General features: G+C 64.4%; 23 protein-coding genes and 1 pseudogene. 6 read left to right on the top strand and 18 right to left on the bottom strand.

All coding sequences use genetic code 11. The annotated features are described in order from the left end of the window. Positions 1–238: 238 nt before the first annotated feature. The 16 genes and pseudogenes from GD606_RS18070 to GD606_RS17990 form a co-directional block, all read right to left on the bottom strand. The gene (locus GD606_RS18070; protein ID WP_163301771.1) at positions 239–547 is read right to left on the bottom strand and encodes an isoamylase early set domain-containing protein; all 309 of its coding nucleotides are present in this window, start codon (positions 545–547) and stop codon (positions 239–241) included. Between the two features lie 231 nt (positions 548–778). Next, positions 779–1,738 carry a type II secretion system F family protein gene (locus GD606_RS18065; RefSeq protein WP_246298877.1) on the bottom strand — a complete coding sequence of 320 codons (960 nt, stop codon included), beginning with the start codon at positions 1,736–1,738 and terminating at the stop codon, positions 779–781. A gap of 31 nt (positions 1,739–1,769) precedes the next feature. After that, on the bottom strand, positions 1,770–2,735 hold the full coding sequence (locus GD606_RS18060) for a type II secretion system F family protein (RefSeq protein ID WP_163301770.1): 966 nt from the start codon (positions 2,733–2,735) through the stop codon (positions 1,770–1,772). A 101-nt stretch (positions 2,736–2,836) separates the two neighbouring features. Further along, positions 2,837–4,171, bottom strand: a complete 1,335-nt coding sequence (locus tag GD606_RS18055; protein ID WP_246299106.1) for a TadA family conjugal transfer-associated ATPase — start codon at positions 4,169–4,171, stop codon at positions 2,837–2,839. A gap of 39 nt (positions 4,172–4,210) precedes the next feature. Beyond that, positions 4,211–5,404, bottom strand: a complete 1,194-nt coding sequence (locus GD606_RS18050) for a CpaE/TadZ family protein (protein WP_163301768.1) — start codon at positions 5,402–5,404, stop codon at positions 4,211–4,213. Positions 5,405–5,687: 283 nt separating this feature from the next. After that, positions 5,688–5,966 carry a hypothetical protein gene (locus tag GD606_RS18045; protein ID WP_176629344.1) on the bottom strand — a complete coding sequence of 93 codons (279 nt, stop codon included), beginning with the start codon at positions 5,964–5,966 and terminating at the stop codon, positions 5,688–5,690. Between the two features lie 26 nt (positions 5,967–5,992). Next, entirely contained in the window at positions 5,993–7,558 is a 1,566-nt protein-coding gene (locus GD606_RS18040; RefSeq protein WP_246298875.1) for a type II and III secretion system protein family protein, read from the bottom strand. 17 nt (positions 7,559–7,575) lie between these two features. Beyond that, positions 7,576–8,576: pseudogene (gene cpaB / locus GD606_RS20650) on the bottom strand (Flp pilus assembly protein CpaB). A gap of 284 nt (positions 8,577–8,860) precedes the next feature. Beyond that, entirely contained in the window at positions 8,861–10,279 is a 1,419-nt protein-coding gene (locus GD606_RS18025; RefSeq protein WP_163301765.1) for a sigma-54-dependent transcriptional regulator, read from the bottom strand. A 66-nt stretch (positions 10,280–10,345) separates the two neighbouring features. Beyond that, the gene (locus tag GD606_RS18020; protein WP_163301764.1) at positions 10,346–11,683 is read right to left on the bottom strand and encodes an HDOD domain-containing protein; all 1,338 of its coding nucleotides are present in this window, start codon (positions 11,681–11,683) and stop codon (positions 10,346–10,348) included. 110 nt (positions 11,684–11,793) lie between these two features. Next, the gene (locus GD606_RS18015) at positions 11,794–13,335 is read right to left on the bottom strand and encodes a coiled-coil domain-containing protein (RefSeq protein WP_163301763.1); all 1,542 of its coding nucleotides are present in this window, start codon (positions 13,333–13,335) and stop codon (positions 11,794–11,796) included. Between the two features lie 327 nt (positions 13,336–13,662). Next, complete coding sequence (locus GD606_RS18010; RefSeq protein WP_163303476.1) at positions 13,663–15,279, bottom strand: glycosyltransferase; 1,617 nt, start codon at positions 15,277–15,279, stop codon at positions 13,663–13,665. A gap of 116 nt (positions 15,280–15,395) precedes the next feature. Then, positions 15,396–16,178 (bottom strand): hypothetical protein, encoded by a 783-nt coding sequence (locus GD606_RS18005; RefSeq protein WP_163303477.1) that lies wholly within the window; start codon positions 16,176–16,178, stop codon positions 15,396–15,398. Between the two features lie 65 nt (positions 16,179–16,243). Beyond that, a complete protein-coding gene (locus tag GD606_RS18000; RefSeq protein WP_163303478.1) occupies positions 16,244–16,897 on the bottom strand; it encodes a lactate utilization protein in 654 nt (217 codons plus the stop codon). Positions 16,898–17,017: 120 nt separating this feature from the next. Next, a complete protein-coding gene (locus tag GD606_RS17995) occupies positions 17,018–17,449 on the bottom strand; it encodes a hypothetical protein (RefSeq protein ID WP_163303479.1) in 432 nt (143 codons plus the stop codon). A gap of 170 nt (positions 17,450–17,619) precedes the next feature. After that, positions 17,620–18,285, bottom strand: a complete 666-nt coding sequence (locus tag GD606_RS17990) for a histidine phosphatase family protein (protein ID WP_163303480.1) — start codon at positions 18,283–18,285, stop codon at positions 17,620–17,622. An 83-nt stretch (positions 18,286–18,368) separates the two neighbouring features. Here GD606_RS17990 and serB point away from each other — a divergent pair, with 83 nt between their 5' ends. The 4 genes from serB to GD606_RS17970 all read left to right on the top strand — a co-directional run bounded on the left by serB (position 18,369) and on the right by GD606_RS17970 (position 21,931). Continuing rightward, the gene (serB, locus tag GD606_RS17985) at positions 18,369–19,583 is read left to right on the top strand and encodes a phosphoserine phosphatase SerB (protein ID WP_163303481.1); all 1,215 of its coding nucleotides are present in this window, start codon (positions 18,369–18,371) and stop codon (positions 19,581–19,583) included. Positions 19,584–19,613: 30 nt separating this feature from the next. After that, on the top strand, positions 19,614–20,273 hold the full coding sequence (phoU, locus tag GD606_RS17980) for a phosphate signaling complex protein PhoU (RefSeq protein ID WP_163303482.1): 660 nt from the start codon (positions 19,614–19,616) through the stop codon (positions 20,271–20,273). Positions 20,274–21,053: 780 nt separating this feature from the next. Then, complete coding sequence (locus GD606_RS17975; protein WP_163303483.1) at positions 21,054–21,614, top strand: MarR family winged helix-turn-helix transcriptional regulator; 561 nt, start codon at positions 21,054–21,056, stop codon at positions 21,612–21,614. Between the two features lie 32 nt (positions 21,615–21,646). Continuing rightward, complete coding sequence (locus GD606_RS17970; RefSeq protein WP_163303484.1) at positions 21,647–21,931, top strand: DUF3861 family protein; 285 nt, start codon at positions 21,647–21,649, stop codon at positions 21,929–21,931. A 141-nt stretch (positions 21,932–22,072) separates the two neighbouring features. On the opposite strand, the gene mltG is transcribed toward GD606_RS17970, so the two are convergent. Continuing rightward, complete coding sequence (gene mltG / locus GD606_RS17965) at positions 22,073–23,089, bottom strand: endolytic transglycosylase MltG (protein WP_163303485.1); 1,017 nt, start codon at positions 23,087–23,089, stop codon at positions 22,073–22,075. An 11-nt stretch (positions 23,090–23,100) separates the two neighbouring features. After that, a complete protein-coding gene (gene ruvX, locus GD606_RS17960; RefSeq protein ID WP_163303486.1) occupies positions 23,101–23,523 on the bottom strand; it encodes a Holliday junction resolvase RuvX in 423 nt (140 codons plus the stop codon). Positions 23,524–23,797: 274 nt separating this feature from the next. On the opposite strand from ruvX, the gene GD606_RS17955 reads away from it, so the two are divergent. Together GD606_RS17955 and GD606_RS17950 are read left to right on the top strand one after the other, a co-directional pair. After that, the gene (locus tag GD606_RS17955) at positions 23,798–23,959 is read left to right on the top strand and encodes a hypothetical protein (protein ID WP_163303487.1); all 162 of its coding nucleotides are present in this window, start codon (positions 23,798–23,800) and stop codon (positions 23,957–23,959) included. Continuing rightward, on the top strand, positions 23,946–24,416 hold the full coding sequence (locus tag GD606_RS17950; RefSeq protein WP_163303488.1) for a hypothetical protein: 471 nt from the start codon (positions 23,946–23,948) through the stop codon (positions 24,414–24,416). The genes GD606_RS17955 and GD606_RS17950 overlap by 14 nt, the downstream gene beginning before the upstream one ends. The last annotated feature ends 48 nt before the right edge of the window (positions 24,417–24,464 follow it).

The raw sequence follows: 24,464 nt of genomic DNA, 5'->3' as shown, positions 1-24,464 counted from the left end.
CACTAGCCCAAGCCCTGTCCCCGGGCAAGCCTGCGGGGCCACGGTCCTGAAATGCAAAGGAATCGGATGCCGCGCGAAACGTCCGCAGGCGGCCATGATCGCGGCGGCGGCCTTCCGAGACGCGCACCCGGCGTACGCCGATGTCCGCCTGGGCCGCCGCGGCGGAAAATCCTCCGGACACGGCCCGGGGCAGCCGCCCTACGCCCCCCCGCGCCCCCGGCCTGCACCAACTACGGCGCTAGAGCGCGACCACGGAGTTGTCGCAATCGCCGAAGGGGCTGAAGGCATATTTGTCCGCTGCCGGATCGCTTATCCAGGTGGTGTCGTCGATGAGGTAGCGAAACTGATATTCCCGACCCGTTTCCAGGTCCAAGGTGACGGAGAAATTCCCATTTTTCTGCTTTTTCAAAAGCGTGGCCCCGGTCTCCCAACCGTTGAACTCACCCACCAGGGACACGGTCACGGCGTCCTTGGCCAGTTCCTTGTCCACTGTAAAAGTGACCTTGCATATGGGCTTGCTTTTGAGAAATTTCTTGCCAAGCGACATGGGTGCCTCCTCCCGAAGACGGTATGTTTCCCTGAGGGAATCATCCCGCCTGTGCGCCGTCTGCGGCGCGTTCATGACGCCAAAGCGAATCATCGTGGCATGGCATCGTTTTGCCAACCGTGACAGTACATCAAGGCCTACCCAAGAACGTTGCGGTTGTAAATCGTTTTGGCGACGGGCCTTTGACAAGGGCCTTCCCCCTCGGAGAACGCCTGCGAACCGTTTTGGGGCCTATTTATGGGTGTGGGAAAACATGGCCATGAGCCGGATGGCGGCCGGGCCGAGAATGATCAGCAAAAGCGTGGGGAAGATGAAAAAGACCAAGGGCATGAGCAGTTTGACCGGCAGCTTGGCCGCGATCTCCTCGGCCCGCTGGAACCGCTTGGTGCGCATGGCGTCGGCGTAGACCCGCAGGGTCTGGGCGATGCTCGTGCCGAACATGTCGGCCTGGATGAGCAGCGCCACCAGACTGCCCACATCCTCCAGACCCACCCGGGTGGCCAGGTTTTTGAGGGCCTCGCGACGGGATTTTCCGGCCCGAAGCTCCAGGGTCAGAAGCCTCAGTTCGGAGCTTAAGACCGGCTCCTTGTGGGCCAGTTCCATCCCCACCCGCTGGATGGCCCCGTCCAGGCCCATGCCCGCCTCCACGCACACCACCAGGAGGTCCAGGGCGTCGGGCAGTCCGTTCTGGATGGCCCGCTGCCGTTTGGTCACCAGATGGTTGAGAATCAGGCCCGGGGTGTAGAAAAAAACCGCCACAACGCCCGCGCCGACGACGAACTTGTATTCCGGACGCATGGTGGGCATGACCACCAAAACCAGGGCCGCCGCCAGGCCGATCCCGAGCAGGGCCATGCCGATTTTTATGCCCCAATAGATCTCCACGGCGTTTTGGCCGCGAAACCCGGCGTGCAGGAGGGTGGCCTTGGTGGCGGAGATGTCCTCGGCCTTGGAGGGCTGGACCTTGCGCCCGAAGGACTCGGCCGCAGACAAGAAAAAGCCTGCCAGCCAGCCCAGGGCGCCGGGACGTCGCCGGGTCGCGTCATTGGGGGTGAGTCCCAGGGTGCGGCCCATGATCTCCCGGCGGCGGCGCAACTCCTCCAGGTGGGCGAAGACGCCGAGAACCAGGGCGAACACCGTCAGATGGGCCAGCATGGCCACGGCCAGGGCGGCCAGGAGCGTTGCGTCCACGAAAATGGCCTCGCTTTTTTTGCGCGGTCGTTCAGACCGCGATGCGGATCATCTTGCGCATCACGAGAATGCCGAAAAGCATCATGCCGCCGCAGGTCCACAAAATCATCCGGCCCAGGGGGTCGTCGACCAACAGCATGATGTAGCTGGGGTTGCTGGCGTAAATGGCGCCGGCCACGCCAAAGGGCATCAGCGACAGCACCAGCGCCGCAAAACGGCCCTCGGCGGACAGGATGCGGATGCGCCCGCGCAGCTTGAACCGCTCCCGGATAAGCGACGAAATGTTCTCCACGATCTCGGCCAGATTGCCGCCGGTCTCACTCTGGATCTTCAGCGACACCACGAAGAAATTGAGGTCCGGGCAGTCCACCCGGTCCATGATGTTGTCCAGGGCCTCCATGAGGGTCACCCCGAAATTGATCTCCTCCAGGGTCTTGCCGAACTCCATGCGGATGGGATCGCCGAACTCCTGCCCCACCATGGCCATGCCGCTGTTGAAGGTATGCCCGGCCTTGAGCGCCCGGGCCACCAGGTCCAGGGCCTCGGGGAGCTGTTTTTCGAAGTGGGCCATGCGCCGCTTGCGCTTGAGGCGTATCCACCAAAAGGGCAGGGCCGCCAGGGCGGCGGACGCGAGACCGGCCAGGATCGTATTCCGGGTGGCCGTCTGGACAAAGACCGCTCCGAACACGGCCAAAACCAGGGAGGACAGCACGAACACCCCAAGCGGGGCACGGATGTCGGCCTGGGCCAACATGCGGTCCACGGCCGAAGTCCAGCGTTGCCGGGACAGGGCCGTGTCCAGCCAGGGCACGGCGCTCAACTGATGTTTTTTGACGATGTCCAGGGGGGCCGCGTCAGGCTCGCGCCCGGTCAGTTCGGACAACCGGCGCGACAGGCGGTCTTTTTCGGCTCGGCCCCGGGCGTGCCAGACCAGAACCGTGGCCACGGCCAGGTAGGCGAAGGCCGCAAGGACCAGAACGGATAGAAGGGTCGGCATGTGGGCTGGGCCTCCCGGCGCGGCGGCGTGCGGTTGGGGGTGAGGGGGGGCGCAACCGCCCGCCCGGGACAGGCGCCGTCATCCTGCGTTGTGCAGCGGCCCTAGACCTCCACCACGTTCCTGGGGTCGAAGATGGTCTCTGGGAGCTTGATCCCCTTGGCCTCGAACTTGGAGGCGAACTTCGGGCGGATGCCCCGGGACAAAAATGCGCCCTTGACCCGGGCGTCCGGGGTCAGCCCGCGCTGCTCGAAGGCGAAGATCTCCTGCATGGTGATGACCTCGCCCTCCATGCCGGTGATCTCCTGAAAGCTCGTCAGCTTGCGCGAGCCGTCGGAAAACCGGGCGATCTGCACGATCACGTCCACAGCCGAGGCGATGTAGCGCTTCAGCGACAGCGGCGAGATGGCCAGACCGGCCATGGCCACCAGGGTTTCCAGGCGCATAAGCGCGTCGCGGGGGCTGTTGGCGTGGATGGTGGCCAGGGAGCCGTCATGGCCGGTGTTCATGGCCTGGAGCATGTCCAGGGCCTCGGCCCCGCGCACCTCGCCCACGATGATGCGATCCGGGCGCATGCGCAGGCAGTTTTTGACCAGGTCGCGCTGGGTGACCTCGCCCCGGCCCTCAATGTTGGGCGGCCGCGACTCCAGGCGCACCACATGGTCCTGCTTGAGTTGCAGCTCGGCGGCGTCCTCCACGGTGACGATGCGTTCGTCGTGGGGAATAAAACCCGAGAGGCAGTTGAGCATGGTGGTTTTTCCGGTACCCGTGCCGCCGGAGATCAGGATGTTGAGCCTGGCCAGGACGATGCCCCGCAAGACCTCGGCGATGTCCGGGGTGATGGCCTTGAAACCGATGAGATCCTGGGCCGTGAGCTTGTCCTTGGAAAATTTGCGGATGGACAGGGCCGGGCCGTCGATGGCCAGGGGGGGGATGATGGCGTTGACCCGGGAGCCGTCGGGAAGGCGCGCGTCCACCATGGGGGCGGACTCGTCCACCCGGCGGCCCACCCGGGAGACGATGCGGTCGATGATCTTTTTTAGGTGCGAGTTGTCCTTGAAGCGCGACCCCGTGAGCACCAGCTTGCCTTTGCGCTCCACGTAGATCTGGCGATAGGAGTTGACCAGGATGTCGTTGACGGAATCGTCCTTGAGGAAGGGCTCCAGCGGCCCAAGGCCCAGCATCTCGTCCTTGACCTCGCCGATCAGGCGCTCCCGCTCCCCCTGGTTAAGCGGGGTCTGCCCGAACTCCTCGCGCAAGAGCTTCTCCACCAGCCGCCCGATCTCGGCCGCCAGGGCCTCGGGATCGAGGGAATCGAGCAGGGAGAGGTCGATCAGGTCGATCAGCCGATCATGGATGCGTGTTTTGACCTCGTAGTATTCGTCCCCGGCCATGCCCGCATCCTTGGTCACGGCGGGCGTCTCGAAGCGGGGGGGCATGCCCCGGATGGCGCGGCGGGGAGAATTGTCCATGGGGCGTTATCCTTGGCGTTTGCCTGCGGACAAAAACGGGAGGCCGAACAGTCCGCGTCCTTTCTTGGCCTCGCCCGGGGGAACCAGGGCCCGGGCCAGATCCCCGATGGACCGGGTGACCTCGGCCTTGGGGGCGATCTCGGCCAGGGTTTTGCCCTGGTTTATGGCCGCCAGCGTGGTCTTGTAGTCGTTTTGTATCCTGCGGAAGACCTTGATGCCCAGGGCCTTTTCCATGTCCTCCACGGACAGGTCGCTCTCGGGCAGGTGCCTGTTGACCACCACCTTGAGTTTTTGCACCAGCTCCCCCTCCACGCCCCGCACGTTCTCCATGAACCGGCGCACGTTGGCCAGGCAGGGCAGGTTCTGGACGCACACCAGGACGATGTCGTCGGAGATGTCCATGACCTTGAGGGTGATCTCGTCCAGGTACATGCCCAGGTCGATGACCACGGTGTCAAAAAGCGACCGCATGCAGGTCAAAAGCGCGGAAATGTTCTCCGGGGTGGCCATCTGCAAGTCCTCCAGGCGGCTGGGGGGCGGCAGGAGGTAGAGCCCCGAGGCGTGCCGGGAGACGATGCTCATGAGGTAGGTGGCGTCCAGGCGGGCAATGTTGCCGATGATCTCGCCCCAGTGGTAGCGCGGATGCAGATCCAGGAAAAGCTGCACCTCGCCAAAGGGCAGGTTCATGTCCATGAGCGAGACCATGGCCCCGCTTTTTCCGGATAAAAAGGAGGCGGCCAGGTTGACGGCCAGGGTGGTGGTGCCCACCCCGCCCTTGGCCCCGAAGACGTTGATGATCCGCCCCTGCCTGGCGGCAGCGCCGTTCTGGCCCTGGCGTTCGGCCAGACGCTTGTCGCGGCGCTCCTTGAAGCGCCACAGGGCCATGCGGATTTCGTCCTCGGGGGAATCGGCCTGGAAAAATTCGCGCACCCCGGCCCGCATGGCCTGCATGAGGGTGTCCGTGGACAGGCGCGGGGCCACCAAAAAGACCTCCACCCCGTGCGCGGCGTCGAGAAAGGGACGCAGGTCGTCGAGCTCCGGCCCGATATCCTCGGAGGCGGCCTCCCGCACCACCAATTCGACCAGGCTCGTCGCGGCACCGAGCACCTCGAAATCGGCAAACTCCGCCAGACACCGCTCAAAGGCGGCGCGCACGCCGTGGTCGGCGACATCCAAAACAACGGCGATCTTTTCCTGCATGTGAGCCTAAAGGAACCGTCGCGCCGACAGGCCATGGCCCTTTGCCGGGGCGGCAATCCGCGTTGGTTCGTTGGCGGCGCTGCGCCGCAGGCGCGACGCCGGACAGGGCTGGCCCCGTCCCGGGCGGGAACCGCCGACAGGCGGCGGGGTGCGGCGCTCAACCAGGTCACGTGGAAAACAACATACGCCGTTTCCGGGGGGATGAAAACCGCTCCCCGGCCTGGAAGACGGGCTTAATTCCCGGACGTTCCGCTGTCTTTGGGGGTAAAAAGCACGGCATCGGTCATGCCTCCCCCCCCCCGGCCTTGGCCCCGGCCTTAACGGGGGCCGGCTTGTTCTGGTACTGGCCCATGGTGTTGGCGGCCTTCTGGCCATCGTAGCCGCTGACCGGCGTGCCCACAGCCCCGGCGTCGGGGTTGAGCTTCTGATTGGCGAAGACCGTATGGAAGGACTCCCCGAAATGCATGTCGCTGTTGCGCGTCACATCGTTGCAGCCGCCGATCCCGCAGACCAGAAGGGCCGCAAGGGCCGAGGCGAGGGAGAGGGATGTGCCGTGGGTCATGGGGGCTCCTTGGCCTGCGCGGCCTGTCACTGGGCCAGTTCCCGGGCCTGGGCCACGGGCGGCAGGGCCGCGCCGAACTGTCCGTCAAGGCCGTTGGCCTCGGCGGTCCTGGCGGGACCGGACTTTTTTTCCGTGACCGGGTTCGGGGCGATGTTGAGGAAAAATTCCATGTCGTCCGGCGGGGTGTAGTTGTCCGTGGGCAGGCGGATGGCCGACTTGTCCAGGGGCTTGGCCAGGTGCGCGGTGATGATGATCACCAACTCGGTTTCCTTGTTGGTGTACTGGGTGCTCTTAAACAGGCTGCCCAGGATGGGGATGTCCCCCAGGGCCGGGAATTTCTCCAGGCTTTCGCCCGAAATCTGCTTGAGCATCCCGGCGATGGCGAAACTTTGCCCGTCGCCAAGCTCGATGGTGGTGGAGGCCTTGCGGGACAGAAGGGCCGGCCCGGCGGAGGTGCTGATGCTGTCGTCTATCTCCGACACCTCCTGCTGCAAGACGAGATTTATCCGCTCATCAGCCAGGACCGTGGGGGCGAACTCCAGCTTCACGCCGTAGTCCTTCCATTCGATGCCCTGGTTGAAGGCGCTGGAGATGGCGTAGGGAATCTGGCCGCCCGCGTTGAAATAGGCCTTTTGTCCGTCCAGGCACACCAGGGTGGGCTCGGCCAGGATCTTGGCCAGGCCGTTTTTCTTGAGGATGTCCACCACGCCGGTCCAGGTGACGTTGTTGGGCTGGCCGTAGTTGGTGTTGTAGCGCACCACGCCCGTGGCGTTGCTGCTGACGGTGGCCGTTTGCTGCACCTCACGGGGCTGGAAGGTCGAACTCTTGGCTGAGACGGGTGGGAAGACCGCGTTGCCATCGTCGTCTTGCAGATAAAAATAGTCGTTTTGCGCATTGATGATGTCCATCATGGTGCCGTCGATGGAGCTCAGGCTTCCCAGCAGGGAATAGGCGAAATTGCCCTGGGAGATGGCGTTGATGTTGATGCCCATGCGGTTGGCGATGTCCTTGGACATTTCAGCCACCCGCACCTCCAGCATGACCTGATGCACCCCGCCCACGGTGACCAGGTTGACCACCTTGCCCGGGGCGTGGACCTCGGCCAGGGCCAGGGCCTTCTTGAGGTTCTCGGAGTTTCTGGCCGACCCGGCCAGGGTGATGGAATCCTGGGAGGCCATGACCGCAAGCCCCGGCTCGTCGGGCAGGACGTCGTGGAGCATGCGCTTAAGGCGCGTCACATCCGGGGCCACATCCAGGTCGTAGATGTCCATGACCTTGTCGGCGCGGTCCCAGACGGTCAGCGAGGTCATGCCCGGGGCCTCGCCGGTGATATAAATCTGTTTGCCGGAGAGCAGGACGAAATTGGCGATCTCGGGCTTGGCCACGGACACCCGGCCGATGTCGCCCCGGGTGCTGGTGTAGATGATGGATTTGCCCATGGCCAGTTCCAGGCGCTGGGCGGGGCGCACCGAGGCGGGGGCGGCGCTGATGATCCCGGCCCCGGCCGGGCCGGAAAAGACCACGAGCCAGGCCAATGCCCAGACCGTCATGGCCCGGAGCCGGGAGATGGTGCGTGGCGTGGCGGATGTCATGGTCCGTGCTCCTGGGTTTACGGAATGACCGGCTGGGGGCCGATATCACTGTCTTGCGCCGGTTTGCCGTCCCCGCCATCCGGTGTGGGAAACAGGACGACGGGCAATGTCCCGGCCGCCTCACGGCTGCCCGGGGCCACCTTTCTCTCCACCGTGTCTTCCTTGGGCTGGCGATGCCGTTTGGACAGTCCCCGGATGACCTCCACGGGCGGGTCTTCGACCAATGCCGGGTCAGCGCCGGGGGCGTCGCGGCGTTCCAGGACGGCGGTCAGGTCCGCGCCGGAGGTGGCCACGGCGTCGCGGTCGGCCGGAGAACGCAGGGCAAAGGACAGCACATGGTTATTGGCGGCGAAGGTCAGTTTTTCGGCCTCGGCCGGAGTGACCTGGAGGGTGAAATAGTCCGTGGCGGAGAGTTCCTCCCGGCCGTCCTTGCCGATCTTGGGCTCCATCTCCGTGCCAGTGGCCAGAACCGGGATATCCGTCAAAATGAGCTTGCTTTCCTTGATCTCCGGGGCATCCGGGTCGGGGCTTTCCTCCCGCTGCATGGTCATGATCACGTCCACCCGGCTGCCCGGGACGATGAGCCCCCGGCCCCCAGCTCCTTGGAGCCTCTGACCGTGACCGCACGCCTGCCCGGCTCCACGAGCTGCTCCAGCCCGGCCGTGGCCGCGCCCTTGGGGAACAGCTTGTCCTCGGTGATCGGGTCGCCCGGCGACAGCCTGCGGGAGAGCGTGCGGCCCGCCAGCTCGTCGGGGTTGGCGAACGACTGGGGAGGCACGAGGTCCGGATCGTAGGGCACGGTTTTGAGCATGTCCGGCGACAGGCGCAGGCCCCGCTCCAGCCCCTTGGCGGCGACCACCAGATTCTGGGTCTTCACGGGGGGCGCGACCTCCACCGGGGCCATGTCGGCCTGCCGCAGCGCGGGCTTCTGCCCGGACAGCCAGCGCAGGGTGAGCCCTCCGGCCACGGTGGCCAGGAGAATCGCCAGCACGAGATGAAGTGCGGCCTTGGATTTCATGCCTCACACCCTTTTGGTCTTCCGGTTCGCCGGAAAAGCCCGCCACCTCCGGGCCACGGCCCGCCACACGGCTGGCCTGCCTCGGCGACTGAGACGAAGCAAAAGGCGTGCCCAAGACCCGCTTCACGCCAAAACCTCCCGTCAGGGCGCGCCACAGGCCGACCCGGACCATCCGGACGGCATGGTCCGCGCCCGCGCCCCGGGTCCGCCGGGATAAGAAACGTGGAGTGTTTTACGGGATGAACGAGAATGTGTTTAAAAAAGTGAAACGGGCAGGCGCCGGGTCAGGCCACCTGGCCGGAAAACCGGGCCGGATCGATGCCGTGTTTTTGGATCTTGTTCCATAGGTTCTTGGGGCTGATCCCCAGAAGCGCCGCCGCCTCCTTCTGCACCCCGTCCTTTTTGGCCAGGGCGGTCTCGATCATGCTGCGTTCCACGTCCTCCAGGGTCTGGCGCAGGGAGGCCACATGCTCCCCGCCGTCCGCCGCCGCCCCGGGGGAATGGCCTTTTTCCTGGCCTGCCGCATGGGCCCGGACCTGGAAGGCGTCGCGAAAGTGGTCGGCCTCCAGCACCTCGCCCGTACTCATGATGGCCGCCCGCTCCAGCACGTTGGCCAACTGCCGGACGTTGCCCGGCCAGTCGTGGGCGTACAAAAGACCCATGGCCTCCCGGGTGATCCCCCGCAGGTTCATGCCCAGCTTGACGTTGATGCGGGACAAAAAAAACTCGACCAGAAGGGGCAGATCCTCCTTGCGCTCACGCAGGGGGGGAATACGGATGACGGCCACGCTTAAGCGGTAATAGAGGTCGGCGCGAAACTTCTTTTCCTCCACCAGTTGGGGGAGATCCTGGTTGGTGGCGGCGATGATGCGGATGTCGATGTCGATGGGCCTGGCCCCGCCCACCCGCTCGATCTGCCGCTGCTCCACGGCCCGCAAGAGCTTGGGTTGCAGAAAAAGGGGCATGTCCCCCAGTTCGTCAAGCATCAGGGTGCCGCCCTGGGCCAGCTCGAACTTACCCTTTTTCAGGGCCAGGGCCCCGGTGAAGGCCCCCTTTTCGTGCCCGAAAAGCTCGCTTTCCAGCAGGTTTTCCGGGATGGCCGCGCAGTTGACCTTGATAAACGGTCCCGTCGCCCGCTTGGACAGGGCATGGACGGCGTCGGAGACCACCTCCTTGCCCGTTCCCGATTCGCCCGTGACCAGGACCGTGGTGTCCAGTCCCGCCACCCGGTGGATCAGCTCCACCACCCGACGCATCCCTTCGCTTTGGCCCACGATTGTCGGGCCGCCCCGGGCCTCGCGCAGGCTGGTGCGCAGGGAGGCCAGCTCCGCCCGCAGTCCCCGGCGTTCCAGGGCCCGGCGGATGACGATCTCAAGCTCCGTCAGGCTGAACGGCTTGGAAAAAAAGTCGTAGGCTCCGCGCCGCACGGCCTCCAGGGCCTTTTCCCGGGTGGAATAGCCGGTCATGACGATGACGTCGGTGGTCGGCGCCATGTCCCGGATGAGGCTTATGGCCTCGATGCCGCTTTTCCCCGGGAGCATGACGTCGGTCAAGACCAATTCGAACGGCGTCTCCCCCAGCCTGCGCAGGCCCTCCTCCACCGAGCCAACGCTCTGGGGTTCAAAGCCTTTGGAGGTCAGGGCCTCGACGAGCATCTCGCGAAACGCCGCGTCGTCCTCGATCACCAGGATTTTTTCGGCCATCTATCCGCCTTGGTTGGCGTTTGTGCAGCACTTGCGCGGGAACGCTTCTCCCCTCCCGGCCGATCTTCAGGCTGCTTCGTCGCCGGGGAAAAAGCTGGTAAAGACCTCTTCGATGCTCTCCTCAACGCCGCCGACCAGCCCCTTGAGATCGGCCGAAGACAGGGACAGGGCCTCCGCAGCCTCGGGCAAAAGGGCTGGAACGCGCCATTCGCCGCTGGTTCCGATCTCCAGCGCGTTGCACAGAAAATCCGCCACATGAATCACCGCCGGTTCCTCGATAAAAAGCGGTTCCGTCAGGTCGTGGTGGTAGCGCACCATCTTTTCCAGGGCCGCCGGATACTGCCATTTGCGCAGCAAAAGGCCGCCCAGATAGCCGTGATCGAAGGAGAAAAGCTCCTTTTCGAGCATGGTCAGGGTGCAAAATTCCTCCCGGGAGCGGCGCAGGGCCAGGCCCGACGGCCCGGGCAGATGCTTGTATAGAACCAGCCGCCCGATATCGTGCAACAGCCCGGCCACAAACGAACTTTCCCCGCCGCATACCCCGGAGTGTTCGGCCAGGGCCCGGGCGATCATTCCACAGCCGATGCTGTGTTTCCAAAAGGCCTTCATGTTGATGTATTCCGGGGGGATGTCCCGGAAAATGGGCAGCACGGAAACCCCCAGGGCCAGGGTGGCCAGCTGCTTGCCGCCCACGATCATCACCGCCCGGGTCAGGCTGTCCACCTTGGCCGGGAACCGTCTTTCCACGGCCCGGGAGGCCCGGCTGTAAAAGGCGCTGTTGACCAGCTTGAGCAGCGTGGCCGAAAGGCTGGCGTCCGTGCCGATGATGCGCGCCGCTTCATCCACGCTGCTGCGCGGGTTGCGCAACACCTCGTTGATGCGCGTGAACACCTCGGGCAGCGACACCAGTTGCGGATCCTCGCGCAGCAAGTCCTCGGGAGAGGGGATGGGCCCGGCCGCCGCCACGGGCGCGGGCCGCGCCCCGGACGGGGACTGGGGCTTTGGCGCCGGGGCGGGCTTGTCGGCCTCTTCCAGGGCGGCCCGGGCCAGCCGTTTGGCGGTCCTGGCCACGCTTAAGCGGAAGACCGTGGCCGCGACCTCCTCGCGCAGATCCACGAACACGAACCGGCCCTTGACCGCCTCCATGGCCTGTTCGAGAAAATCGGCGGGTTTCGGCCGCTCGGCCGCAGGCGGCTGCCCTGTTGCGGCGGCGCCCGTTTCCCCCGCCGGAGGGGAAGACGCGCCGACCACGTCCAGTTCGGCGATCCCCCATCCGGCCAGGGTGGTCAGATGGGATCGCTCAAGCCGCGTGCCCCGGGGCATGAGAAACCGCCCGCTCGGGGTCATGGCGTCCTCGGCCAGTTCCATGCCCGGGGACAGATCGGAAAATCTGACTTTGACCATATCCTTGAATTCGTCCTTCGCCGTAGCGGAACCATGTTCCCCAAAACGACTCCATGCCGGATATGGAGACAAACGACAGGGAGTGTCAAGACGCCACGACACGCCCCCGCTCAATCCGGGACGGGCAAGTCTCCGAGCTCCACTTCCGTGCAAAACCCTTCGCTGTCGCGCACAATGCCGAAAACGCCGTGATTTTCGTTTAAATAGTTGATGAAGGCCAAAAGTTCTGGATCGTCCCGGACAGGATCGGCCCCCACGAAAGCCGCCCCCCGGGCCCGCATGACCACCCGCACCCGGCCGTCGCCGCCGCGTTCGGCTTGGCAGGCGATCTCCCCGGCGCGCCCTTCCTTTGCCGCATCGCGGACCATGGCCAGACACCGCAAAAGCCCGTGGCTGACCTTGCGCCTGTCCGCCTGGGCCACAACCCCGGAAGCGTCCCGGATGGACACGGACAGCCCCCGGGCCGCGCATTCCGGCCGGGCCTGTTCGACGGCTTCCGCCAGCGCCCGACCCATGTCCACGGCCTGGGTCAGGCGTCCCCGGCTTTTGCGGGCGTCGAACAGGGTCCGCCGTCCCTCAAGCTCGGCGATCATCCGGGCCTTGACCTCGCCCATTTCGGCCAAAATCTCCAAAAGCCGGGGCACCGCGCGCCCCAGAAGGGCCGCCTCCAACGCGGCGATGTCCTCCACCACCGGGCCGTGAGTGCGCTCCAGGGCGGTTTCCGCCGCCTGCCGGGCGGCGGCGAAGGCCTCCCCGGTGCGGGCCGCCGCCTCCAGGGTGCGGCGCATCTTGAGAAAAAGCCCTTCCAGGGAGGTCAGGGCGTTGCCGGTGGTGTGCAGATAGGTTCCAGCCGATTCCACCAGCCCGGCTTGAAAGGCGATTTCCGCCTCTTTTTCGCTTAAGCGTTCCCGCAGCCGCGATTCCATGAGGGCCTTGGTCTTGGCCGCCAGCTCCTCGGTACGGCTGGCCACGCGGGCCTCAAGCTCCGCGTTGGCCTGCTCCAGTTCGATCTCGGCCCGACGCCTGCGCACGATGTTGCCGGTGGACAAAATGACCAGCCCAAGCCCCCCCAGGGTCATCAGTCCCATCATGAACAGGGCGTTGCGCGACTGGCGCACCACCCCGGTGACGGCCAGGACGTCCGTAAACGAGGAGGTCACCCCCACCACGAAGTTCATGTCCGGCGCCCGCACCGGGGCCCAGGCGATGATCTCCTGCCGGTTCCCGGCCTTGGCGACGAAACGTCCCGCCCCCTCGCGCCCGGACGAAGCCTCGGCCACCAGCCGCTCCATGCCCGACGGCTGATCGTGCCCGTTCTCCCCGGCGGGCGCGTCAAGCGCCGCCCCACACCAGGGGAGACCGGGATCACGGCCGCAGTCGGCCTGTCCCGGGGAAAACATCCAGGCCCCGCCGCCCAAAAGGCTCACGGGGGCCAGGATACGCTCACGTATCTCGGATTCGATGACCGGCGGCGGCAACTCGCCGTGCCTGGCCCGTATGAAGTTCTCGGCGCTTCTGCCCAGACTGCGGGCGAGTTCAAGCTGCGTTTTGCAAAACGCCACGGATGTGCCCGCACGAAGCGCAGCCTCGTAATTGAGCACCAGATACCAGCCAAGCACGATCCCCAGCGTGGCCACAATGGGCAACGTCATGTCCGCTTCCCATCGAAATCGCGCAAATACGCCAGTCCGACCGGACAATCGTCCGGTCGTCCCCTCCTCCCGACTCGCCATCGTTGCCCCCCGCACCTGTCGCCTCCCCGGCCCCCCCTGCCGCACGGGCCTCCCCCCGTTTGGCCGGGACATGTCCGAACGCATCGCACATGGCCGGGCGACCATCATGAACACGGTCGTGGATGATCGTACCGGAATCCCCGCCTGCCGCCAAACAAAAAACCCCCGTCCGGCCGCACCGGCAGGTGGCGGCGCAAACAGGGGCAAAGCGGCCGGGGCCGACCGAACGCCTGACGCGGGAGGGACTTAGGTGTTCAAGCTGAGGGAATCCAGGCGGCGCATTTCGTCCATCCGCTCCAGCCACTTATAGTGGAATTTCACATCGTTGCCCATGATGCTGCCCTGGGCGGGGATATCCAACTTGCTGCGCAGGGAGGTTCCGGAGTTCTGTCGATGCACGCAGGTCACCGTACCGCAGTACATCACCTTCCAACCGGCCAGGCACAGTTGCAGATCATGGTCCGTGTCGTCGATCTGGGATGGGCTGTAGCGAATGTCGAACCAGGGGGCGTCGGCCAGGGAGGCCACCCGAAGAAGATGCTGGCAGCCCATGACCACCCGGGTTTCCCGGATCACGTCGTACAGTCCGATGTCATACTGCATGTAGGGCACGGGGATGCTGGCCCGGATGGCCTCCTCCGTGCAAAAGGAGACGTGTCGATACAGGTATTGCAACAGTTGATACGTCCCCGGGAAGACCACCTTGCACCCCACGTTGCCGATTTTGGGGTCGCTCTCGGCCACGGTGAGCATATGGCTCAACCAATCCGGTTGCAGGTAGATGTCGTCGTCGAGAAAGGCCACATAGTCGCACTCCCGGGTGGTCGGCTGGCTCAGGAGCCAGTTGCGGGCGGCGGGCGCGCCGATGTTCACCGGCAGTTCGATGATCTCGAAGTCGTTGTTCGGGAAAAGCCCCCTGGCCTTGGCCACCACGGCGGCGCTGTCGTCGGTGCAGCCGTTGAGCAAGACCTTGATGCGGGCCGGGCCGATATCGGTGGCCGCCAGGCTTTCCAGGGTCTCGCCCAGGATGGTGGCCTTGTTGTAGCTGTAAAGATAGACGCAGACGTTTTTTGCGGTCAAAAGTCCGGCGTCGAGGACGAAGGGGTGGCGCAGGGCCTTGGCGCGCAGGGCATAGGGACGCTGCCAGGGGTCCAGGTCGAAGGCCCGCTCGTACAAGGCCACGGCCGCCTCCGTCTGCCCGGCCCGGCGGTGCATCTCGGCGGCCCGGGCCAGGGCGATGGGTTCGTTGATCTGGGATTTGAGCCTCTCCCACAACGGCCAGGCGGCCTCATCGTGGCCGAGGGTGGCGAAGTGGTCGAAAAGGCGCTTGTCCCATATCAGGCGCAGGGCCTTGGGGCAGTTGAACCGGGACAGAGGCTCGCAGGGCGGCGTCCCGGCAAAGAGATCAAGGCTCAGCAGCATGTCCGCGAAGCGGACGGCCATGGGATGCTTGCCCAAAACGGCGATGCAGGCCCGGCGGAGATCGGCGTGGAACTGCTTGAACGGGGCCTTGCGCATCTCCTTGAACGTCTCGTGTTCCACATGGGTGGCCTGGATGATCTTGAGGACCACCTCGGCGCCGGGGGCCAGGCCGGAATTGAGGCCGATCTGCAAGACATCGGGATCCAGCGGGGCCAGGTTCACCGCCGATTTGACGGCCTGCTCCAGAATCGGACGGACGACCGGCGACCGTGAGGCCCCAGGCTCCCCCGAAACACGGCTGATGAAATTGACGGCCAGGGGGAGATCGACCTGAAAATTATTGAGGTAATTTTTATAATACAGGCAGGCTTCGTCCAAAGACAGGGCGAACATCTCCCCGGCGATGCCCGTGGGCTGCACGTTTTCGGCGGATTGCGCCATGGCCGTCTCCTTTTCCTGGTCCAAGGGATGCCACGAGCGTATGCAATACTCGCACCAAAAAGTCCCGGGGCCGCCTGAGACACGACAGGGCGGCGGCCCCGGAAAAAAAGAACGGCCTATTCGGAGACGGAAATCCCGTATTCGATGCGCTCCAGGCCATCCACGCCGTCGGCCATGCCCGGCTCGTCGCCCTCTTCAACGATGCGCGGCTGGAACACCTTGGCCTTGCGCCGTTTCTTGGCCATGATCTCCTTGAGCAGCTCGTCGCGTCCCATGTAACAATCCATGCACATGTCGTCGCGGGGGCTGAATTCCTGGACCCGCTTTTTCAGGTTGCACACCTTGCAGGCGCGCAGTTCACGGCTCTCGGCGATAAGGTCGTCGTCGTCATCTTCCTGGATGTCGAATAGGGGGTCGAGACCGGGCAAATCCTCGTCCTGCGGTTCCGCCCTTTCGCCGTGCTCCGCCTGTTCCGGCGTGGCGGCCTTGGCCACCTTCTCCCCGCGTCCCGCCCCGTCGGCCTTGCCTGCGGCCTTGACAGGCCGGGCCTTGGATTTCTCTTTGCCGCCTGCGGCCTCGGCCCGCGCCCGCTTGCCCGTTTCGCCCGACAGGGACCACGGCCCCTTGCGGGTCTCGATGACCACCTCGGTCAGGCAGACCTCGGGGAACAGATCGGCCAGGATGCGTGTCAACTGAAATTTTTTGTCCAGCCCCTTGCGCCGGATGCGGATGTAGGCCCGGTTTCCCTGCACCGTGGGCCAGATGGCCTTCTCCAGATTCGGATCGCCGCCTTCCAGGAAACGGCCCTCAATGACCAGTCCCCGGGAACAGATAAAGTATTCTTCATCGGCGTCTCCTGCAAAATATTCCGCATCGCGTGGAATCAGCTTCCAGTCCATGTGTCCCCCCTTGTCGGCCGTCTGCGAACCGTGGCCCGGACGTTCTGCTCCCCCGCACGGGGGTGTTAAATGCCTAAATCCTGATCGATCAGGACGACCTTCACCCGTCCTGCCGGAAAGGATTTCTCGGTGATGGTCCACACGTTGCAAATGCGCTCCGGGCTTTTACAGTCCTGGCAAAACGAGGTCTTGGCGCAAGGCGTCTTTTTGTCCAGGCGCATGGCGTTGGCCGGTGCGGCGAACTGCTTGATCCGGCGCATGCCCTCCGTGATCCCGGGGACGATCTTGTTGCGGCCGACCAAAACGATGACGTGCCTGGGGCCAAAATGCATGGCTCCCACCCGGTTGCCGATCATGTCCAGATTGACCAGTTGCCCGGTCTCGGTGACGGCGTTGGAGCCGGTCAGAAAACAGTCCACCAAAAGGGCCTTTCGCCGCAGTTCGTACATGTCCGCCGGGGCCAGGCCCTTGTCCGTGGTATTGAGGACGGTGTATTCGGGATTGTCCAAAAGCGCCGCCACCAAGCCCAGGGCGGCCACCGTGCCCGATCCGCCGAAGGAAAAGCTTTTGGCCCCGGTCTCGGGGACAAGCCGCGTCAGGACCAATTCCGCCGCCGCAGCAGCGTCTGCCGCCACATGCACGTCAAAGTTGTTGGCCGCAAGGGCTTTTTTGACCGCCTCCAGCCGTCTGGAGGAGTATGCGGCGATAAAATTTTCCATATTTTATCAACACTTCCAGTCGGTTACCCCAGTGAAGCGGTCTCCCCGGCGTCGGCCGGGCGCATACTGAAACGGGGCATGAAAAAAAGCAAGCCGAATACCGCTGAAAAACCGGATTTCTCACCGGTACAGGGTGCGCAACTCCTGGATGAACTTGCCCACGGTGCGGTCGTTTTTGTCCTGGCGGGCCACCACCCACACCCCCCAGGAAATGGGGATGGAGCGATTTTTTCCATCGACGTACAGGGCGTTTAAGCCCTCGACGATGCGCCCCACGGTGAGGCCTTCGAAAAAGACGTCGGTCTGGCGGGCGATGCTGGTCAGGATGTCGCTGCACATGGTGTATTCGTTTTGCAGGATGATGTGCAGGATGCTCTCGCTTAAATTGAGCCCCTCCAGGACGCCGATGACCAGATCGGTCTTTTCCGCATTGTCCAGCCGGTTCCAGTAGGCCCCGTCCCGATTGCCCTCGGCCCTGGCCCGATCCGCGCCCAGGGCGCTGGCGGCCAGGACGAAAGCCAGGGCAAGCCCGGGAAGATACGCCGCTCTCATGGATGATGGCCTCCGTGACCGTCAAATGTCGTATTGCCCCCAAACGCACCGGACGCGCCATGTGCAAAGACCCACGAAACCCTCCTACGCCACTGGCTCGCGCAATTCAACACGTCTTGGGGCGTCATCCGACAAATATGAACGACTTCGTATTTCAGGCGCGGCGCGGCTCAATACGTCACCATCCGCGGCGGCAGATGGGAGACGTCGAAAGCCCCCAGGCGCGGCTGCGGCCCCACAGACAGCCGGGCAATGGCGCCGTTTGGCACCGCGAAGGCCTCACGGAACCCCCGGAACCGGGCCATGGCCCGGGGGTCGGCGGCGAACTCCCCCCCGATCCCGCCGAAAAACCGCAAATACGCCGCCCGGATGAATTGGCCGTGGGTGCAAACCACGGTCAGTCCCGGCGGCACGTCCGGCCCCTCCACATACCGGCAAAAAAAATCCTCCACCCGCAGCACCAGTTCGGCAAAGGTCTCGGCCCCCTCGCCCTGGCGGTGGAGCGGGTCGCACCGCGCCCAGTAGTCCTGGATCTGGGGACGGCGCATCTCCCGGGTGGCGCCCTGGTAGCTTTCCAGGTCCAGGTACGTGAACTCCTGGACGGCCGCGACGGTGACAGGCATGTCCGGAAAACGGTCCCGGAGGGGCTTGGCCGTGTCCATGGCCCGAAAGTAGGGCGAGACGATCAGGCGATCCGGGGCCGCTTTCAGGGCCTTGGCCACGTATACGGCCTGTTGATGGCCAAGGTCGGTCAAGGCCGACCGGCTGGGATGCCCGGTGGGCAGTCCGGCGTTGGAGATGCTTTGTCCGTGCCGGATAAGCCACAACTCACTCATGATCCCCCCGTTTTGCGTACGCGCGGCGGCACGGCCGCCAACCGGCTTGCGCGCCCGGCGCGGGGTCTGTATAACCCCGACCCATGCAGCAGATCATCCTGATCCGCATCACCGGCGACGACAAGCCCGGACTCACCGCCACCCTCACCGGCCAACTGGCCCAGACCCGGGTGGACATCCTGGATATCGGACAGGCCGTCATCCACGACACCCTGTCGCTTGGCATCCTCATCCGCATTCCCCGGGAATCCGAATCCGCGCCCATCATCAAAGACCTTCTTTTCACCGCCCACGAACTCGGCGTCAACCTGACGTTCACGCCCATCCCTCCGCAGCGGTACGACAAATGGGTCGACGCCCAGGGCAAGGACCGGCATATCGTGACCCTTCTGGCCCGGACCATCACCGCCGAACAGGTGGCGAGCATAAGCCGGGTCATCGCTGAAAACGACTTGAACATCGACGTCATCACCCGGCTTTCGGGCCGCGCCTCCTTAAACGACGAAGCCCCCCTGCGCCAGGCCTGCGTGGAGTTTTCCGTACGCGGCGCCCTGGCCGACCCGGCCCGCATCAAAGGCCAGTTCCTGGCCATCGCCGCCGAACTCGGCGTGGATATCGCCTTCCAGGAGGACGGGGCCTTCCGCCGCAACCGCCGCCTGGTGGCCTTCGACATGGACTCCACCCTGATCGCCGCCGAGGTCATCGACGAACTGGCCAAGGAGGCCGGGGTGGGCCGCGAGGTGGTTGCCATCACCGAGTCGGCCATGCGCGGGGAGATCGATTTCAAGCAAAGCCTGCGCAAACGGCTGGCGCTTTTGCGCGGCCTGCCCGCCGACACCCTTTCGGCCGTGGCCGAGCGCATCCCCATGACCGAGGGGGCCGAACGGCTTATCAACAACCTCAAGCGCTTCGGCTACAAGATCGCCATCATCTCCGGCGGCTTCACCTATTTCGGCCGCCGCCTGCAGGACCGCCTGGGCATCGATTTCCTTTTCGCCAACGAACTTGAGATCGAAAACGGCCGTCTCACCGGAAACGTGGTAGGCGATATCGTGGACGCCGCCAAGAAGGCGGAAATTTTAAAAGACATCGCGGCCCGCGAAGGGTTAAGCCTGCAACAGGTCATCGCCGTGGGCGACGGGGCCAACGACCTGCCCATGCTCAACCTGGCCGGCCTGGGCATCGCCTTCCACGCCAAGCCCGTGGTCAAGCAGGGGGCGAAGCAGGCCATCTCCACCCTGGGACTGGACAGCATCCTCTATCTCATCGGCATGCGCGACCGGGACACCGTCACGTAAACGAAAGGCCCAAACCGCAAGGAGAATCTCGTGGAAACCGCGCTGCAACAAGAGCTGACGACCCTGCGGGTCAACATCTTAAAGATGCTGCACATGGCCTCCGAAGCCGTGCACAAGGCCACCCAGGCCGTTTTCGACAACAACGCCGACCTGGCCCGGCAGGTCATCGACGACGACCGCCACATCAACGCCCTGGAATGCCTCATCGACTCCGAGAGCCTGCGCATCCTGGCCCTGCACCAGCCCGTGGCCAAGGATCTGCGCTTCATCGTGGGCTGCATGCGCATGATCGTCAACATTGAGCGCCTGGGCGACGAGGGAGCCAACATCGCCGAGCGGGTGCTCATCCTGCACGAACGCCAGCGCATGGAGATCAACCCGGCCCTGCGCCAGTTGTCCGAGATGGCGCTCGACCTGGTGCGCAAGACCATCACGTCGTTCATGGAGCTCGACGCCGAGTTGGCCAAGGAAATTTTCGACCGCAACATCGACGCCATGAACTTAAACGTGCGCATCTTCAAGGACACCACGGACTACATGATCCGCGAGTCGCGCACCGTGGAGCGGGCCGTGCAGTATTCCTTCATCGCCCATAGCCTGAAACGCATCTGCGACCAGTCGGCCAACATCGCCGAGAGCATCATCTTCATCAAGGAAGGCGAGAACTACAAGCACAAATGCGGGAAATAGCCCCCGGGCAACCCGCCCCGCCAGGGGATGACGCACCCCGACGCCCCTGCACAGCAAGGGCGCGACAGATGCCCTTTCGGCCCGACGGTCAATCCGTCGGGCTTTTTTTTGATTCAAAACGGCGTTCCGGGAAAAGCGACGGCGTGCTTGGCGGCTGCCCCGCAGAGCCTGCCGACGCTTCCAGCCAGGGGCTGGCCATCTTCCGGCAGCGCCCAGACCCGGACGTCCCCTCGCGCCCTGCCCCGCAGCCCCAGACGACGCCGCCCCCCATGCCTTCGGATTGGCCCCGTACCGCACGGGATTTCGAATGGACGCCAAAATCTCGCCGCACACCTCCACACTCAGTTCGAGAGAAATCTTTTTCACCCCCGATAAACGAAGGTACCTTTTCATCTTGACATCCACCCTCCAGAGTCTTACCTCTTGAAAACAACGAAGGTACCTAACCAAATAACACCAAACCATGGAGACATTCATGTTCGGACACAGAACACACAGATCTCGCGGTGGTCACGGCCACGGCGAATTGGAAAGGCGCGGCGGGCGGCGCTCGCACGGCCGCGTCCTTGGCGGGCCGCTCCACCATCGCAGAAAGGACGCGGAGGCGGGACCGGGTACGGAGACAACCAAAGACGCACTGAACATCAACCCCCTCGCCACGGCGGCGACGGGCGTGGAGAACTGCCCCCTGTGCGACAAGCACTGCCCGATTGACGCCCTGTCTTGCGGCAAAGGCAGGCGCATGGCCGCACGAAGCATCCCTGACGGGAAAAATCAAGCATGAACGAACCACACGACAGCCTGCCCCCCATTGAATGCCTGGACCTGGCCATGCTCTTTCGACGGGCCTCACGGCTCATGGCCCGGGCCCACTACAGCCGCGACCACGCGGGGCACGCCCAGGAGCATGTCCTGTCCATCGTGCGGCATCGTGGCGGCATCAGCCAGGCAGAACTCCTGGCGATACTGGACGTGCGTTCCGCCTCCCTGAGCGAACTGCTCACCAAATTGGAAAAGGCCGGGCGCATCGTGCGTAAACGCAACCCCGAGGACCGGCGCGGCTTCGTCATCTCGCCTCTGGCGGGAAGCGCCGAACCCGGGGAACAGCCGCCGGGCGATGGGCCAGACGATGCCATGCGCGAGAGCGCCGCGACCCTCTTCGGCGTGCTGAACCCCAAGGAGCGGCAGCAGCTGTGGAACTTGCTGAACAAGCTCATCGCCCCTCTGCAGGATATGGAGACAGGGCCGCATGGCAGCAGGCGCGGATTTGATAAACGGCACGGCGGCAGACACGGACGCAACGGCGGCCCCGGACGACGCCGCCACGAAAAACCGGAGTGAGGCCTCACGAGGCTTCAACAAAGGAGTGCGACATGACCAAACACAGCTACACCGTCACCGTGGACGAGGCAGGCGAGGCCGGACGGCGGCTTGTATTTCCCATGCACAGCCACGACGACATCATGCTTCTGGCCGAAAAGGCGGGCGCGGACGATCCAAACAACCTTCGCCTGCTCCTTGGGGTGAAACTCCTGGGCGGGATACTGCTGGAGGACCGCGACGACCCCCTCTACACGAACTTTCGCCATCATTTCGCGGCGTTCATGCAGGCCATCAAAGCCCGCCGCAAGCAGGACCAGCCCCAAACCGCGCCCTGAAGGCCCCGCCTTTCGACGGGTCGGGGGCGTACACCGCAACAGCCGCCCATGCCAGCCCCCCGCGTCACGGACGCCTGGACTTCGGGGGCCAGATCCGACCCTGACGGGCGTGGCACATCCGCCATGCCGCGCAGTTGCCCCTTATGGATTGGCCTTACGGGTTTTCTGGTAGCGGTTGACGGCGTTGATGTGGTCGTTGAGGTTTTTGCTGAACTGATGAACGCCGTCGCCCGTGGCCACGAAATAATAAAAGTCGTGGATCTCCGGCGCGGTCACGGCCAAAAGCGAGGCCAGCCCCGGGGAACAGATGGGGCCCGGGGGCAGGCCGGGACGCTGGTAGGTGTTGTAGGGATTTTTGGGATCGTCCAGGTGGGCCCGGCGCAGGTTGCCGTCGAAGGCCTCGCCCAGGCCGTAGATCACCGTGGGATCGGTCTGGAGCAGCATGTTCTTGGCCAGCCGGTTAAGAAACACCCCGGCCACCCGGGCCCGCTCGGCGGGTGCGCCCGTCTCCTCCTCCACGATGGAGGCCAGGGTCACAACCCGGTACAGATCCTCGCCTTCCAGGGGCTTGCCCGGCCAGACAACATACATCTGCCGCCGGAATTCCTTGAGCATGGCCTCCACCACATAGGCCGCATCCGTGTCCGGGCGGCGGGTGAACAGGTACGTCTCGGGGAATAAAAACCCCTCGGCCGTGTCCGCCGGGATGTCGTATTTTTTGAGAAGCTCCTTGTCCTTGGCGGCCCGCAGGAAACTCTCGGCCGTGCCGAAGCCCGCGTCCTCCACCACCCTGGCGATCTGGCGCATGGTCAGGCCCTCGGCCACGGCCAGCTTGCGCTGGATGCCCGCCGAGGTGGTCAGTTCCTCCAGGACGCGGCCCGGGGTCCAGCCCGTGGACAGGGCGAACTCTCCGGCCTTCACCTTGCCGCCCAGGTCCGTGTATTTGGCATAGAGCCGAAAAAACAGGGCGTCGGAAATGACCCCCTGCTCCGCCAGCCTGTCCGCCACATCGCCGAAACGCTGCCCCGGCTCGATGGCGAACACCACCTCGCGTCCCGGATCCTCGGGCGGCACGGTCAGAAAGGTCCAGGCATGGTAGCCGGCCGCTCCGGCCGCCGCCAGGACGGCCAACAACACGGTCAGGATCACGTAGCGCATGGGTCACCGCTTCACGGCCGATGGGCCGCCAGATACGTGTTGACGATGCGAACCGCCGCCTGGGCGTCCAGGGCCTCCCGCAGGCGCCTGCCCGAAAGTCCGGCGGCGCGCAAGTCCTCTTGGGCCTGAGCCGAGGACAGGGTCTCGTCCACAAAGGCGATGGGCAGGGGGGTGCGCCGGGCCAGACTTTTGGCGAAGTTTTCGATCTGGCGCACGGTCTCGGCCTCCCGGCCGGGCACGCCATCCATGGGCTCGGGCCTGCCGATGACGATCTGCTCCACGCCCTCGGCCGCCATGACGGCCGAAAGCGCCTCAAACAAAGCCGCACGGGTGGTGCGCACGACGACCCCGCGCGGAAAGGCCAGACGCCCGTCCGGGTCGGTGACGGCCAGTCCCACGCGGGCCAGCCCGAAATCGATGCCCAGGATCTTCATGGAATGCGCCGCGGGACGTGGGACGCCGGGGCGCGACAACCGCCCTGCCGTCTCCGGTTCCCGTTTTTTGTGGTGTGCATATCCGGCTTTGGCCCGGGCGAAAAGCAAAAAACGCACCCGGCCGGGGGCGGCGGGTGAGCGGCCCCATGGGCGGGAAAGCTTATGTCCTCACGCTTTTCCCCTTGACGCTGCCGGAAGTGCTGTTTAGCTAACAGCCTGAGGGCGGTCATTCTTACGCCTTCTGATACCACATAACCCGATTGGAGGCGGCGTCATGGCAAGACCCATTGAAGCGACGCCGGTGTTGAAGAGGAAGGATGCCGCCACCTTCATAAAAGGCGCGCAAAACCCGAAACCCTACACCCCGCCCGTCTTCGACACCGCAAAAATGCACGACGCCGTACAGGCCGCCGCAAAGCGTCGTGCAGCGGAATAATCTTGCGTTCGGCGATTTCAGGATAAGCCCGGTTCAAAATTTTTCGATCTTCACGGGGTTTTCCTGTCTTGCGGATACCGACACGGATCGCGACCTTGAAGAGTTCATCCGCCACGATGCGGCTCGCCATTTCCGCGACAAAATCGCCATCAGGTACAAGCTTCAGACAGCCGCAGATAACATTCCTGACAGCGAGCCGCTTGGGTTCGCCACGTTGCAAAACGATGCCATCGTTGTGGAAAGCGACGGCAACCTCCCTGGCGTTTGCAGCGAATATCCTTACCGTTCCTATCCGGCCGTCAAGATCGGACGGTTCGGCATCCGGATCGATCTTCAGGGGAATAAGCTCGGCAGCCTTTTTTTTGTACATGATAAAACTGCTCTTTATCACGAGCAACAGGACAGGGTGCCGGTTCGTCACCGTCGATGCGCGGCGCGACAAGAAAAACAAGGTTGACGTCAGACCTTTCTATGAGAAGAACGGATTTGGGATTTTGCCGTGCAG

The organism is Desulfolutivibrio sulfodismutans DSM 3696 (genome assembly GCF_013376455.1).
GTDB lineage: Bacteria > Desulfobacterota > Desulfovibrionia > Desulfovibrionales > Desulfovibrionaceae > Desulfolutivibrio > Desulfolutivibrio sulfodismutans.
Note: the sequence above shows the minus strand (reverse complement) of the source record. Positions and strands in the feature narration are given on the sequence as shown.

Bases quoted from the DNA above. Each gene is read 5' to 3' on its own strand.
- GD606_RS18070 (WP_163301771.1), bottom strand. From the start codon at position 547: ATGTCGCTTGGCAAGAAATTTCTCAAAAGCAAGCCCATATGCAAGGTC.
- GD606_RS18060 (WP_163301770.1), bottom strand. From the start codon at position 2,735: ATGCCGACCCTTCTATCCGTTCTGGTCCTTGCGGCCTTCGCCTACCTG.
- GD606_RS18055 (WP_246299106.1), bottom strand. From the start codon at position 4,171: ATGCCCCCCCGCTTCGAGACGCCCGCCGTGACCAAGGATGCGGGCATG.
- GD606_RS18050 (WP_163301768.1), bottom strand. From the start codon at position 5,404: ATGCAGGAAAAGATCGCCGTTGTTTTGGATGTCGCCGACCACGGCGTG.
- GD606_RS18045 (WP_176629344.1), bottom strand. From the start codon at position 5,966: ATGACCCACGGCACATCCCTCTCCCTCGCCTCGGCCCTTGCGGCCCTT.
- GD606_RS18040 (WP_246298875.1), bottom strand. From the start codon at position 7,558: ATGACATCCGCCACGCCACGCACCATCTCCCGGCTCCGGGCCATGACG.
- GD606_RS18025 (WP_163301765.1), bottom strand. From the start codon at position 10,279: ATGGCCGAAAAAATCCTGGTGATCGAGGACGACGCGGCGTTTCGCGAG.
- GD606_RS18020 (WP_163301764.1), bottom strand. From the start codon at position 11,683: ATGGTCAAAGTCAGATTTTCCGATCTGTCCCCGGGCATGGAACTGGCC.
- GD606_RS18015 (WP_163301763.1), bottom strand. From the start codon at position 13,335: ATGACGTTGCCCATTGTGGCCACGCTGGGGATCGTGCTTGGCTGGTAT.
- GD606_RS18010 (WP_163303476.1), bottom strand. From the start codon at position 15,279: ATGGCGCAATCCGCCGAAAACGTGCAGCCCACGGGCATCGCCGGGGAG.
- GD606_RS18005 (WP_163303477.1), bottom strand. From the start codon at position 16,178: ATGGACTGGAAGCTGATTCCACGCGATGCGGAATATTTTGCAGGAGAC.
- GD606_RS18000 (WP_163303478.1), bottom strand. From the start codon at position 16,897: ATGGAAAATTTTATCGCCGCATACTCCTCCAGACGGCTGGAGGCGGTC.
- GD606_RS17995 (WP_163303479.1), bottom strand. From the start codon at position 17,449: ATGAGAGCGGCGTATCTTCCCGGGCTTGCCCTGGCTTTCGTCCTGGCC.
- GD606_RS17990 (WP_163303480.1), bottom strand. From the start codon at position 18,285: ATGAGTGAGTTGTGGCTTATCCGGCACGGACAAAGCATCTCCAACGCC.
- serB (WP_163303481.1), top strand. From the start codon at position 18,369: ATGCAGCAGATCATCCTGATCCGCATCACCGGCGACGACAAGCCCGGA.
- GD606_RS17975 (WP_163303483.1), top strand. From the start codon at position 21,054: ATGAACGAACCACACGACAGCCTGCCCCCCATTGAATGCCTGGACCTG.
- GD606_RS17970 (WP_163303484.1), top strand. From the start codon at position 21,647: ATGACCAAACACAGCTACACCGTCACCGTGGACGAGGCAGGCGAGGCC.
- mltG (WP_163303485.1), bottom strand. From the start codon at position 23,089: ATGCGCTACGTGATCCTGACCGTGTTGTTGGCCGTCCTGGCGGCGGCC.
- ruvX (WP_163303486.1), bottom strand. From the start codon at position 23,523: ATGAAGATCCTGGGCATCGATTTCGGGCTGGCCCGCGTGGGACTGGCC.
- GD606_RS17955 (WP_163303487.1), top strand. From the start codon at position 23,798: ATGGCAAGACCCATTGAAGCGACGCCGGTGTTGAAGAGGAAGGATGCC.